The sequence below is a fragment of the Cupriavidus sp. SK-4 genome, assembly GCF_000611125.1.
In the GTDB taxonomy this organism is placed as follows: Bacteria; Pseudomonadota; Gammaproteobacteria; order Burkholderiales; family Burkholderiaceae; genus Cupriavidus; species Cupriavidus necator.
Map to the genome: position 1 here is coordinate 23480 of NZ_JFJW01000100.1, position 12570 is coordinate 36049.

10 protein-coding genes and 1 pseudogene are annotated in these 12570 nt (G+C 70.8%); 4 read left to right on the top strand and 7 right to left on the bottom strand.

Features of this window, described 5'->3' with window-relative positions; translation table 11 throughout:
• Positions 1 to 28 precede the first annotated feature (28 nt).
• A complete protein-coding gene (locus CF68_RS22015; RefSeq protein ID WP_035822903.1) occupies positions 29 to 535 on the bottom strand; it encodes a gluconokinase in 507 nt (168 codons plus the stop codon).
• A gap of 149 nt (positions 536 to 684) precedes the next feature.
• Entirely contained in the window at positions 685 to 2580 is a 1896-nt protein-coding gene (edd, locus tag CF68_RS22020; protein ID WP_035822905.1) for a phosphogluconate dehydratase, read from the bottom strand.
• On the opposite strand from edd, the gene CF68_RS37160 reads away from it, so the two are divergent.
• A complete protein-coding gene (locus CF68_RS37160; protein ID WP_152548531.1) occupies positions 2579 to 2791 on the top strand; it encodes a hypothetical protein in 213 nt (70 codons plus the stop codon). The genes edd and CF68_RS37160 overlap by 2 nt on opposite strands.
• 44 nt (positions 2792 to 2835) lie before the next feature.
• A pseudogene (locus tag CF68_RS36395) lies at positions 2836 to 3799 on the top strand (MurR/RpiR family transcriptional regulator).
• Between the two features lie 2 nt (positions 3800 to 3801).
• Here the strand turns inward: CF68_RS36395 and CF68_RS22035 are convergent.
• The 4 genes from CF68_RS22035 to CF68_RS22050 form a co-directional block, all read right to left on the bottom strand.
• Positions 3802 to 6216 (bottom strand): DNA internalization-related competence protein ComEC/Rec2, encoded by a 2415-nt coding sequence (locus tag CF68_RS22035; RefSeq protein ID WP_035822912.1) that lies wholly within the window; start codon positions 6214 to 6216, stop codon positions 3802 to 3804.
• Positions 6217 to 6288: 72 nt separating this feature from the next.
• Positions 6289 to 7149 (bottom strand): TatD family hydrolase, encoded by an 861-nt coding sequence (locus CF68_RS22040; protein ID WP_035822913.1) that lies wholly within the window; start codon positions 7147 to 7149, stop codon positions 6289 to 6291.
• A 13-nt stretch (positions 7150 to 7162) separates the two neighbouring features.
• Positions 7163 to 7903, bottom strand: a complete 741-nt coding sequence (lolD, locus tag CF68_RS22045) for a lipoprotein-releasing ABC transporter ATP-binding protein LolD (RefSeq protein ID WP_013956131.1) — start codon at positions 7901 to 7903, stop codon at positions 7163 to 7165.
• On the bottom strand, positions 7896 to 9146 hold the full coding sequence (locus tag CF68_RS22050; RefSeq protein WP_035822915.1) for a lipoprotein-releasing ABC transporter permease subunit: 1251 nt from the start codon (positions 9144 to 9146) through the stop codon (positions 7896 to 7898). The genes lolD and CF68_RS22050 overlap by 8 nt, the downstream gene beginning before the upstream one ends.
• Before the next feature lie 146 nt (positions 9147 to 9292).
• Between CF68_RS22050 and CF68_RS22055 the strand changes: the two genes are divergently transcribed.
• Together CF68_RS22055 and recJ are read left to right on the top strand one after the other, a co-directional pair.
• A complete protein-coding gene (locus CF68_RS22055; protein ID WP_035822983.1) occupies positions 9293 to 10402 on the top strand; it encodes a hypothetical protein in 1110 nt (369 codons plus the stop codon).
• 61 nt (positions 10403 to 10463) lie between these two features.
• Positions 10464 to 12161: a single-stranded-DNA-specific exonuclease RecJ gene (recJ, locus tag CF68_RS22060; RefSeq protein WP_035822917.1), complete on the top strand. Its 1698-nt coding sequence runs from the start codon at positions 10464 to 10466 to the stop codon at positions 12159 to 12161.
• A gap of 27 nt (positions 12162 to 12188) precedes the next feature.
• Here recJ and CF68_RS38580 read toward each other — a convergent pair.
• Positions 12189 to 12570 (bottom strand): murein hydrolase activator EnvC (locus CF68_RS38580; protein WP_035822919.1); only part of this gene is annotated, 382 nt, incomplete at its 5' end.

The window sequence follows — 12570 nt, forward strand, 5'->3', positions numbered from 1 at the left end:
GGCCGGAACGGTCGGCGCGATCAGCCGGTCAGCGCGCCGCGCCGGCGCCCTGCGGCACCGTGGCCTGCAGGATGGTGGCGACCAGCGCCTCGGGGGACTGGCGGATGTCGAGCACCAGCGCGTCGCTGGGCTCTTCGAGCGTATCGAACTGGCTTTGCAGCAGGTCGGGGTTGAAGAAGTGTTCCGTGCGCGCGGACAGGCGCGTGCCGATCAGCGATGCATCGCCCTTCATGAAGACGAAGGTCACGCCACCGTCGGGCGGGGTCAGCCGGTCGCGGTAGGCCTGGCGCAGTGCCGAGCAGGTGAACACATGGGTGCGGCCTTCGGCCCGGGCCGCGTCGATGGCGGCGCGCATGGCCGCCAGCCAGGGCCAGCGGTCTTCGTCGGTCAGCGCGATGCCCGCGTGCATCTTGGCCTTGTTGGCGTCGCTGTGGAATGCATCGGCGTCATGGAAGCCGCAGCCCAGGCGCTGCGCCAGCAACTGGCCGACCGTGGTCTTGCCGCTGCCGGAAACGCCCATCAGGATATAGATCATGTCTGCTCCGTCGGTCTTGGTATCGGATGGTGTCGCCATCCTTGTCTGTCCTTGTCGGTCCAGCTGGACATCCTTGCGGCGGCGCAAGGACGCCCGGGGGCGCTGCCGCCCCGCAGGGAACTTCAGGGGAAAATCGGCCTCAGGCCTGGCTATTGTGCGACGGATTGCGCCGCTTCGGTACGTTGGCGCCCGCCTGCTCCGGCTTCGGCATCCGCCTCGGACAGGTCAAGTGCGCTGCCGCCCTCTTCCGCGATGCGCGCGTGGCGCCGGAACAGGCCGAACAGGCCGCGCCCCAGGCTGAACTGCGCGAAATCGTCGCCCGGCGCCGCGGCCAGCTCGCGCGCCGCGAATTCGCCTTCGTCGCCCAGCCACTGCAGCGTGCCGGCGACGGCATCGACACGGATGCGGTCGCCATCGCGCACGCGCGCCAGCGCGCCGCCGGCCAGCGCCTCGGGGCCGACGTGGATCACCGCCGGCACCTTGCCCGAGGCGCCGGACATGCGGCCGTCGGTCACCAGCGCCACCTTGTGGCCGGCGTCCTGCAGCGCGCCCAGCACCGGGGTCAGGCGGTGCAGCTCGGGCATGCCGTTGGCATTCGGCCCCTGGAAACGCACCACCGCGACCAGGTCGCCAGTCAGCTCGCCCGCATCGAAGGCAGCCTGCAGCGCCTCCTGCGCATCGAACACCCGCACCGGGGCTTCGACCACGCGGTGCTCCGGCGCCACCGCCGAGACCTTGATCACGCCGCGGCCCAGGTTGCCCTGCATCAGCCGCAACCCGCCCTCGGCCGAGAACGGCTCCGCCGCCGTCGCCAGCACCTGCGCGTCGCCGCTGTGCGCCGCGCCGTCGCGCCAGCGCAGCACGCCGTCGGTCATCACCGGCTCCTGCGCATAGCGGGCCAGCCCGGGGCCGGCCACGGTCTGCACGTCCTCGTGCAGCAGGCCGGCCTGCAGCAGTTCGCGGATGACGAAGCCGGCGCCGCCCGCGGCATGGAAGTGGTTCACATCGGCCGAGCCATTCGGGTAGACGCGCGCCAGCAGCGGCGTGATGCGCGACAGCAGGTCGAAATCATTCCAGTCGATGACGATGCCGGCGGCGCGCGCCATCGCCACCAGGTGGATGGTGTGGTTGGTGGAGCCACCGGTCGCCAGCAGGCCGACCATGGCGTTGGCAATGGCGCGCTCGTCAACGATGCGCGCCAGCGGCAGGTATTCGTCGCCGCGCGCGCGCAGGGCGATCGCGCGTTGCGCGGCCGCCGCGGTCAGCGCATCGCGCAGGCCGCTGTCCGGGTGCACGAAGGCCGCGCCCGGCAGGTGCAGGCCCATGATTTCCATCAGGAACTGGTTGCTGTTGGCGGTGCCGTAGAAGGTGCAGGTGCCGGCGCCGTGGTAGGCCTGGCATTCGGCTTCGAGCAGCGCGTCGCGCCCGACCTGGCCGGTGGCGTAGAGCTGGCGCACGCGCGCCTTCTCCTTGTTGGGCAGCCCGCTGGCCATCGGGCCCGCCGGCACGAACACCATCGGCAGGTGGCCGAACTGCAGCGCGCCCATCAGCAGCCCCGGCACGATCTTGTCGCACACGCCCAGCATCAGCGCCGCATCAAAGGTGTTGTGCGACAGCGCCACCGCGGTGCCCATGGCAATCGCATCGCGCGAGAACAGCGACAGCTCCATGCCCGAGTTGCCCTGGGTGATGCCGTCGCACATCGCCGGCACGCCGCCCGCCACCTGCGCCACCGCGCCCACCGCGCGCGCGGCCTCGCGGATCACGGCGGGGTAGCGCTCGTACGGCTGGTGCGCTGACAGCATGTCGTTGTACGCGGTGACGATGCCCAGGTTGGGTGCATGGTCGACGCGCAGCTTCAGCTTGTCGTTGGCCGGCAATGCGGCAAAGCCGTGCGCCAGGTTGGCGCAGGACATGCCGCGCAGCGGCCCCAGTTCAGCCTGCGCGCGCTCGCAGCGGGCAAGGTAGGCGGCGCGGCTGGCGCGGCTGCGCGCGACGATGCGCTCGGTGACGGCAAGAAGCTCGGCATGGACGGCAGAAGGCATGGCGGAGACGTTCCTTGTGGGCTGGGTGGCGGCGCGGCAATGCCGCGCCATCGCATGTAGATTTTCTACAGATCGCCGCCATTATACCGAGCGCAAGCGCACCGTCGACCCGCTCATGCATCACAATTGCGCAGAAATTCCCGGAATCAGGGCAAACCCCGAGGGCGGGCGACGCACCATTTCGGGCAAGATGCGGCGCCATCCGATGTAGAATCTCTACATACCCGCAACCCCCGACACTGCCTCCCCGCCGCCATGCGCGACCGAATCCTAGCCGTCTACGACACGCTCCGCCCATCTGAACGCCGCCTGGCCGACTATGTCGCCCAGCATGGCGCCGCCGTGATCCGGCTGTCGATGCCCGAACTGGCTGAGCGCGCCGGCGTGTCGCAGCCCACCATCGCGCGCTTCTGCGCAGCGCTGGGCTACGACGGCTTTCGCGAATTCAAGCTGCAGTTCGCGCAGAACGTCGGCGGCGGCACGCCCTTCGTGCACCAGGACGTTGCGGCCGATGACCGCCCCGCGGACATTGCCGGCAAGGTCTTCGACCGCACCATTGCCACGCTGATGAGCGTGCGCAATGCGCTCTCCGCCGACCAGATCGAGCATGGCATCCAGCTGCTCGCCGGCGCGCGGCGCATCGAGTTCTACGGCTGCGGCAACTCCGGCATCGTCGCGCTGGATATCCAGCACAAGTTCTTCCGCCTGGGCATGCCGACGGTTGCGTATTCCGACCCGCATGTGTTCAGCATGTCGGCCGCGCTGCTCGCCCGTGGCGACGTGGCCGTGCTGGTCTCCAACAGCGGCCGCACCTGGGACATGCTGACCGCCGCCACGCTGGCGCGCAGCAGCGGCGCCAGCGTGCTGGCGATCACGCACAGCGGCTCGCCGCTGGCGCGGCTGGCCGACGTCTGCGTGTTTTCCGACGTCGAGGAAGACAGCGAGGTCTACACGCCGATGACCTCGCGCATCAGCCACCTGGTGCTGGGCGACGTCCTTGCCGCCGGCGTGGCGCTGGCGCGCGCCGACACCCCCGCCCCCCCCCCCCCCCCCCCCCCGCCTGCAGCGCGCCAAGGCGCATCTGCGCGAACGGCGCATTGCCGGTGCCGAGCCGGCCCGGCCAGTACCGCCGGCACGAAGCCGCGCCAGGCCCGTCGTGGCCGAGCCAGCCACGCCCGCGCCGCCCGCCACCCGCACGCGCCGCCGCAAGGCCAGCTGACGCTAACGCGCTACCGGCGGTCGCGCCCGCCAGTAGCGCGGCTGCGCCTGCCGGAACATCGACAATGCAAAGCCCGCGGGCGCAGTGTCCATGGTTACCGCGCCGGTTTCATCGGTCCGGTAGCGCAGGACGCCCGCGCGGCCGTAGCGCTCCCACACCTCGCCGCTCGGGTGGCGATAGCGGTTGGCATAACCCAGCTGGAACACCGGCGCCGACGGGCGCACCGCCTCCAGCCAGGCTGCGCCGGACGAGGTGCCGCTGCCGTGGTGGGCCACCACCAGCACGTCGGCACGCAGCGCCTCGGCCGGCAACCTGTCGATCAACGCAAGCTCCTGCGCTACGCCGATATCGCCGGTCAGCAGCAGGCTGTGCGCCGCCGCATCCACGCGCAGCACGCAGCTGCGCGCATTGCTGGCAATGGCAGCCCGCTGCGCCTGCTCCGCGAGCGGATGCAGCACGGTAAAGCGCACGCCGTCCCACTCCCATTGCTGGCCCGCCGCGCATGGCGGCCAGTCATTTGCCGCCGGCCCAAGCAGAACGTGACCGACTGGCGCTCCGGTGCTGCGCGCGGACACGGCCACCGCCGCCGCGACGTCCGCCACGCCGCCGGCATGGTCGGTGTCTTCATGGCTGACCATCAGGTGGTCGAGCCGGCCGATCCCTTCGCCCCGCAGCAACGGCACCACCACCTGCGCACCGGCGCTGGACCCCGATGCGTAGGCCGGCCCGGCGTCGTCCAGCAGCGCATGCGCGCGCGTCCGCACCAGCACCGCCGTGCCCTGCCCCACGTCCAGCATCACGGCGCGGAACTCGCCGTGCGCAACCGGTGGGCCGCGCGCCAGCAGCATCGGCAGCATCAGCAGCCCGCCGTGCAGGCGCACGCGCGCGGTGGCGACCGGCGCGACCAGCAGCCCGACACCGAGCGCGGCCAGCACCAGCGCCAACGGCCCCGCGCTGGCCGCTTCCCACATCGCCCATGGCAGCGCGGAAAGCCAGCCCAGCACGGCGGACAGCGCCACCATAGCCAGGTGGGCCACCGCCAGCACCGGCCCGGCCAACGCCATCGGCAGGGCCGCGCCGAGCAATGCCAGCGGCGTCACCAGCAGGCTGACGACCTGGATCGCCACCGCATTGGCCAACGGCGACACCACCGACACCTGGCCGAACAGCAGCAACGTCAGCGGCACCAGCCCGATGGTCACGGCCCACTGCGTGCGCGCCCCAGCGGCGAGCGCGGACCGCAGGCGTTGCCAACGGCCTTCCGTCGAAGCATCCCGGCCGGGCCGGGCCGCGAAGAAGATCACCGCCACCGCGCCGAAGGACAGCCAGAAGCCGGGCAACATCACCGCCCACGGATCGAGCAGCAATGCCACCAGCGCCGCCCAGGCCAGCACCACCGAGGCGGGCGGCGCACGCGCACCCCACACCGCAATGGCCGCCACGCAGAGCATGGCCACGGTGCGCAGCGCCGGGATCTGCATGCCGGCCAGCAGGCCGTAAGCCAGCGCACTGGCCACGGCCGCCACCAGCGCGGCCTGCCGGGCCGGCAGCCACAGCGGCAACGGCCGGCGCAGCCAGCGGCCGAGTCCGAACGAATGCCGCCACAGCAGCCCGGCAAGCGACGCCGCCATGCCGGCGATCATGGTGATATGCAGCCCGGAGATCGCAACCAGGTGGCTAACGCCGGTGCGCCGGAACAGTTGCCAGTCGTCCGCGTCGATGCCGCGCTGGTCGCCAATGACCAGCGCGATCAGCACCGCACCGAAGCGCGCGTCGGCCGGCAGCGCCGCGCGCAGGTGATCGCGCACGGCGGCGCGCACGGCCTCAATGCGCCATGCCAGCCGCTCCGCGGACGCGTCCTGCGGCGGCCCTTGTGCGTGGCGCACATAGCCGGTGGCGCCATAGCCCTGCGCCAGCAGCCAATAGGCGTAGTCAGAACCAGAAGGATTGGCGAGCCCGCGCGGACGCCGCAGGCGTAGGGTCAGCGTGAGGCGCTGCCCGGGACGCAGGTCGGGCGGCGCACCACGCCAGTTGAGGATCACGCGGCGCGGCAGAGGCTGGCCCGCTTCACCCTGCTCAACAGTGAAAGCAAAACGCGTCCCGGTGGCGCCATCCGCCGGCAGCCCCGACACCACGCCGCGCACGTCGAGGTCGCGCGCCTCCAGCGTGGCCGGCAGCCAGTCGCGCATGCGCAGTTCGGCCCGCCAGGCCGCCCAGCAGAAGGCGGCGCCGAACGCCAGCCCGGCAAGCGCCAGGCCATGCGCCGCCACATGCAGCCGCCTGCCCCACAAGACCATGCCGAGCGCGACCAACGCCAGCACCACGGCGCCCAGGCGCAAGCCATCCTGCTGCGACAGCGTTGACTGCTGCTGCAGCATCCAGCATCCCGCGACGAATGCCACCACGAACCGACGCACGGCACCTCCCCCGGCTGATCTTGCATAGCCGGAGTTGTACCCGCGCGGGGGCGCGCCGAGCTTGTCAGCCCGTCAAGAAGAGTTGGAAGTTGTGTGTCCGGTGGAAACCGGGGGCGCCATGGTGTCCGCAAACGCTGCCAGCCGCGGCATCGCATCCACGGCATTGCGCCATGTCGCCTGCGCCAGCGTCATCGCATCGATGCCGCGCAATTCAGCCATCACACGCGCCACGCTCGCCACCTCCGCCGGCGTGTTGCGCGCCTTGTGCTGTTCGCCGAACTGATCGTCAGACAGCCACGCCGGCGCCATGTCGGGCGCATCGGTTTCCAGCACCAGCGCCTCCAGCGGCAGCTCCGTCGCCAGCCGGCGGATCTGCCGCGCACGGCTGAAGGTGACGTTGCCGCCGAAGCCGAGCTTCAGGCCCTGCTCGACAAAACGCCGCGCCTGTTCATTGCTGCCGTTGAAGGCGTGGGCAATGCCGCGCTTCACGCCCAGCTTGCGCAACTGCGCACCAACCTGGTCCTGCGACTTGCGCACATGCAGCAGCACCGGCAGGTCAAATTCGCGCGCGATCTTCAGCTGCTCCGCGTAGAGCCAGGTCTGGTGCTCCGCATCCAACCCCGCGACGAAGAAGTCGAGCCCGATCTCGCCGATGCCGACAAAGCGCGGGTCGCCCATGCTGGCCGCCACCTCGCGCCGCAGCGTGTCAAGGTCGGCCTGGCCGGCGCCGGGCGAGCACAGCGGATGGATGCCGAGCGCATAGACGCAGCGCGCATCGTGGCGCGCCAGCGCGCGCACAGCCTCGAAGTTCCACACTGCCACCGCCGGCACCACGATGCCGCGCACGCCGGCGGCCTCGGCCGCGTCGGCCACCTGCTGGCGGTCAGCGTCGAACTCGCTGGCGTCGAGGTGGCAATGAGTGTCGATCCACATGAGCCGGCCCGGGTCAGCGTTCCTGGTGCAGGTGCCCGTCGCGCAGCCGCAGCACGCGGTCGCAGCGTCCGGCCAGGTCCAGGTCGTGGGTGACGATGATGAAGCTGGTGCCGAGCGTGCGCGACAGTTCCAGCATCAGGTCATAGACGCCGCCGGCGGTGTGGTCGTCGAGGTTGCCGGTGGGTTCGTCGGCCAGCACGCAGGCCGGCTGCCCCACCAGCGCGCGCGCGATCGCCACGCGCTGGCGCTCGCCGCCGGACAGCTCGCCCGGGCGGTGCTTCGCGCGCCCGCCCAGGCCCACGCGCTCCAGCATGGCCTGCGCCACGCCGCGCGCGTCATGCTGGGTCAGGCCGCGGATGCGCATCGGCATCGCCACGTTGTCCAGCGCGGTGAATTCCGGCAGCAGGTGGTGGAACTGGTAGACGAAGCCCAACTGGCGGTTGCGCACCACGTTGCGCTCGCGCTCGCGCAGCGCGGTGAAGGGCTTGCCAAGCAGCGCGACGCGGCCGGAGTCGGGCTCATCCAGCCCGCCCAGCACATGCAGCAGCGTGCTCTTGCCCGAGCCCGAGGCGCCGACGATGGCAACCTTCTCGCCCGCATTGACGCGCACGTCGACACCGCGCAGCACGTCCACGTCGAGTTCGCCCTGGCGGAAACGCTTGGTCAGGCCCTCGGCCACCAGCACCGGCGAGCCGGTGCGCGGCTGGTCCGCGGCGGGCGTGGGGGTATCGGCGTGCAACACGGCTTCACTCATAGCGCAGGGCCTCCGCCGGGTTGACGCGGGCGGCACGCCAGCTGGGATAGAGCGTGGCCAGCGTGGCCAGCACGAAAGAGATGATGCCGATGGTGGCGATGTCGTTCACGCGGGGATCCGAAGGCAGTTCGCTGATGAAATAGATGTCGCGCGGCAGGAACTGCACGTGCAGCAGCCGCTCGATGAAAGGCACGATCACGTCGATATTGGTGGCGATCAGCGTGCCGCCGGCCACGCCCAGGATGGTGCCGATAAAGCCGATGGCCACGCCCTGCACGATAAAGATCTTCATGATCGAGCCCGGCTGCGCGCCCATGGTGCGCAGGATGGCGATATCGGCCTGCTTGTCGGTGACGGTCATCACCAGCGTCGACACCAGGTTGAACGCGGCCACCGCGATGATCAGCGTCAGGATGATGAACATCATGCGCTTCTCGGTCTGCACCGCGGCAAACCAGTTGCGGTTCTGCTTGGACCAGTCGCGCAGGTAAAGCTCGCCCGACATGGTGCCGGCCAGCTCGTTGGCCACCTGCGGCGCGCGCTGCATGTCCTGCAGCTTAAGGCGCACGCCGGTGGGGCCACTCAGGCGGAACAGGGTCTCGGCGTCATGCATGTTGATCAGCGCCAGCGCGCTGTCGAACTCGAAATGCCCGGACGAGAACACGCCCACCACGGTGAACTGCTTGAGCCGCGGCAGCACGCCCGCCGGCGTGATGGTGCCCTGCGGCGCCACCAGCGTGACCTTGTCGCCGACCTGCACGCCCATGGCGTTGGCCAGTTCGTTGCCCAGCGCAATGCCGAAGCCGCCCGGCTCCAGCGCCGTCATGCTGCCGGCCCGGAACTGGCTGCCGATGTCGGATACCTTGGGCTCCTGCGACGGCTCCACGCCGCGCAGCAGCACGCCGCGCACGGCGTCGTCGCGGGTCAGCATGGCCTGGGCCGCGACATAGGGCGCGGCGCCGACCACTTCCTTGTTCTGCAAGGCCTCGGCCGCGGTCTTCTGCCAGTCCGGCAGCGCCGACGGACCGATCACTTCGATATGCGCCAGCACCGACAGCATGCGGTCGCGCACTTCCTTCTGGAAGCCGTTCATCACCGACAGCACCACGATCAGCGCGGCCACGCCAAGGGCGATCCCGAACATCGAGATCATCGAGATGAACGAAATGAAGGTGTTGCGGCTGGCGCGCTTGCTTGCGCGGGTATATCGCCAGCCGATCTGCCACTCGTAGGGAAAGTTCAAGAGGATTCCTGTTGTTTCGGGAAAGCGCCGGTACCCGGTGGAGGGGCGCCGGCGGCACGCTTGCGGGCCGTCGGGTGCACCGCCTGCCGCTCGCCGGACTGGGCAAGACTGGCGCCGGCCAGCCGGGAGTTTACAATCTCGCCACCATGATGACGCACCTGACCCTGATTGTGCCCTTTTCCGTCCCGCCGGGCGCCGGCGACGACGGCCGGGACGATGTCGTTCCCGGCGCGCTGCTGCGGCAATTGGAGCTGCCGGCGCTCGGAAAGTTGCTGACCCGGGCCGAGCCCGGCCCGCGCGAGCGGCATGACGACCCCTTCCTGCGCACCCTGCCGCAGGAGCGCTGGCTGGCCGGCAAGGCGGGGCTGGACCCGGTCCGGGTGCCGCTGGCGCCCTATATGCGGCTGGCCGACAGTGGCGGCGCCGTCCCCGCCACCGCCGATGGCCAGTCCTGGACGTGCCTGCAGCCGGTGCACATCCATGCCGCGCGCGATCACCTGGTGCTGATGCCGCCCGCCCAGTTGGGCATCCGGCCGCAGGAAGCCACGGCCCTGCGCGCCGCCATCGACGCACTGCTGCTGGAATCGGGCATCGCGCTGGAATCGCCCTGCCCGCAGCGCTGGTACCTGCCCGAAGCCGTATTCGGCCCGCTGGAGGCGACCACGCCGCTGCGCGCGGCGGGCCGCAATATCGATATCTGGATGCAGGCCGGCGAACGCGCCCGCGACTGGCGCCGCCTGCAGAACGAGATCCAGATGACCTGGTATGACCACCGCGTCAACCAGGCCCGCGAGGCCGCCGGCGAGGCGCCGGTCAATTCGGTCTGGCTGTACGGCGGCGGCACGCTGCAGCCGGTGCCGCGGCTGGCCGATACGGTGCTGAGCAATGATCCCTTCCTGAGCGGGCTGGCGCTGGCCGCCGGCAGCCGCGTGCTGCCGGTGCCGTCCGGCCTGGCTGGCACCTCCGGGGTGGAGGGCACGGTGCTGGCCATGCTCGACAGCGCCACCGAAGCGCATATCGCCGAAGACTGGGGCCTGTGGCTGGACCGCATGCATGCGCTGGATGCCGACTGGTTCGCGCCGGCACTGGAAGCGCTGGTGGCCGGCCGGGTCGGCGCCATCACGCTGGTGCTGGGCGGCGAGAACCACTTTGCCGAGTTCACCGTGCGCCGCGCCGACCTGCGCAAGTTCTGGCGCGGCGTGGGCCAGCGCGGCGACTGGCGCGCGCTGCTGTCCGACCTCGCCTATGCCGCATAAAGCTGCCTGAAACCGCCTGACACGCGCCGCCCCTACCGAAACATCACCTGCCGCCCCGCCCATGACCCGGATCGCCATCCGCCAGTTTTCCCCCGAACACGCCAGCTCGCTGGCCGCCGCCGGCCTGCACCCCACGCTGGCCCGCATCCTGGCCGCGCGCGGCGTGGCCCACGCCGCCGAGCTGGCCACCGACCTGCCCGAGCTGGTGCCGCCCGCGGCCATGAAGGGCATCGGCCACGCCGCGGCCTACCTGGCCGACGCCATCGCCGCTGGCAAGCGCCTGCTGATCGTGGCCGACTATGACTGCGACGGCGCCACCGCCTGCGCGGTGGGCGTGCGCGGGCTGCGCATGCTGGGCGCGCGGGTGGAATACATCGTGCCGAACCGCTTCGAGTACGGCTACGGCCTGACCCCGGAGATCGTGGCGCTGGCGGCCAGGCAGCAGCCGGACGTGATCGTCACGGTCGACAATGGCATCGCCAGCGTCGACGGGGTGGCCGCGGCCAACGCGCTGGGCATCGACGTGGTGGTGACCGACCACCACCTGCCGGGGTCGGAGTTGCCGCAGGCAGCGGTGATCGTCAACCCGAACCAGCCGGGCTGCGAATTCCCCAGCAAGAACCTGGCGGGCGTGGGCGTGATGTTCTACGTGCTGCTGGCGCTGCGCGCCGAACTGCGCCAGCGCGGCGTCTATACCCAGGCCACGCAGCCGCCGCTGCAGACGCTGCTGGACCTGGTGGCGCTGGGCACGGTGGCCGACGTGGTCAAGCTGGACACCAACAACCGCATCCTGGTGGCGCAGGGCCTGCGCCGCATGCGCGCCGGACGGATGCAGCCGGGCGTGGCGGCGCTGTTCCGCGCAGCCGGGCGCGAGGCGGCGCGCGCCAATACCTTCGACCTGGGCTTCGGGCTGGGTCCGCGCCTGAACGCGGCCGGCCGGCTGGCGGACATGTCGCTGGGCATTGAATGCCTGCTGACCGAAGATGCCAACCGCGCCTGGGAGATCGCCCAGGAACTGGATGGCATGAACCGCGAGCGGCGCGACATCGAGGCCGGCATGCAGCAGGAGGCGCTGCAGATCCTGGAGCAGCCGCTGGCCGGCCCGGACCCGTCGGCGCGCTTTACCGTCAGCGTGTTCAACGACACCTGGCACCAGGGCGTGATCGGCATCGTGGCGTCGCGTCTGAAAGACAAGTTCCACCGCCCCACCATCACCTTCGCCCCCGGCGACGAGACCACCGTCAAGGGCTCGGGCCGCTCGATCCCCGGCTTCCACCTGCGCGATGCGCTGGACCTGGTGTCCAAGCGCCATCCCGGCATGCTGCTCAAGTTCGGCGGCCACGCCATGGCGGCCGGGCTGACCGTGCGCGCCGAGCGCTTTGCCGAGTTCCAGGAGGCCTTCGAGGCGGTCGGCCGCGAATGGCTGACCGACGACCAGCTGGCGCGCGTGATCGAGACCGACGGCGATATCGAGGACCAGTGCTTCAGCCCGGAATTCGTCACACTGCTGGAACAGCAGGTGTGGGGCCAGGGCTTCCCGGCTCCGACCTTCTGCGGCGAGTTCGACGTGCTGCGCCAAAGCGTGCTCAAGGGCAAGCACCTGAAGCTGCAGCTGGGGCGCGGCGGCCAGCGCTTTGACGCGATCTGGTTCAACCACGCCGACTCGCTCGGTGCCAGCGCGCAGGTGGCCTACCGGCTCGACAACAACACCTTCAACGGCGTCACCCGCGTGCAACTGGTGATCGAGCACGCGCAGTAGCGTGCTCCCGGGGGCTTCCGCCCCCGTTCAGCCCCGCGACGGCAGGTAAGCTGCGGGATCCACAGGCTTGCCGTTGCCGCGCACCTCGAAGTGCAGCTCGCTCGGGCTCGCGCCCATGCGGCCCACGTCCTGCCCTGCCGAGACCTGGGCGCCTTCCGTGACCAGCGGCTGGTCCAGGTTGCCGTAGACGGTCAGCCAGTCGTCGCTGTGCTTGACGATCACCAGCATGCCGTAGCCGCGCAGGTTGCCGACGTGGATGGCACGCCCGGCGGCGGCGGCGCGCACCGTGCCGTTGGCCGGCACGGCGATGCTCAGGCCCTTGCTGGCCGGCGGCGAGAAGCCGGCGGTGACGCGCCCGTCGGCCGGCCATTGCAGGCGGATGCTGCTGGCGGGCGGCCGGGAGGCCGAG

Bases quoted from the DNA above. Each gene is read 5' to 3' on its own strand.
- CF68_RS22015 (WP_035822903.1), bottom strand. From the start codon at position 535: ATGATCTATATCCTGATGGGCGTTTCCGGCAGCGGCAAGACCACGGTC.
- CF68_RS37160 (WP_152548531.1), top strand. From the start codon at position 2,579: ATGGCGGAGACGTTCCTTGTGGGCTGGGTGGCGGCGCGGCAATGCCGC.
- edd (WP_035822905.1), bottom strand. From the start codon at position 2,580: ATGCCTTCTGCCGTCCATGCCGAGCTTCTTGCCGTCACCGAGCGCATC.
- CF68_RS22040 (WP_035822913.1), bottom strand. From the start codon at position 7,149: ATGTGGATCGACACTCATTGCCACCTCGACGCCAGCGAGTTCGACGCT.
- lolD (WP_013956131.1), bottom strand. From the start codon at position 7,903: ATGAGTGAAGCCGTGTTGCACGCCGATACCCCCACGCCCGCCGCGGAC.
- CF68_RS22055 (WP_035822983.1), top strand. From the start codon at position 9,293: ATGATGACGCACCTGACCCTGATTGTGCCCTTTTCCGTCCCGCCGGGC.
- recJ (WP_035822917.1), top strand. From the start codon at position 10,464: ATGACCCGGATCGCCATCCGCCAGTTTTCCCCCGAACACGCCAGCTCG.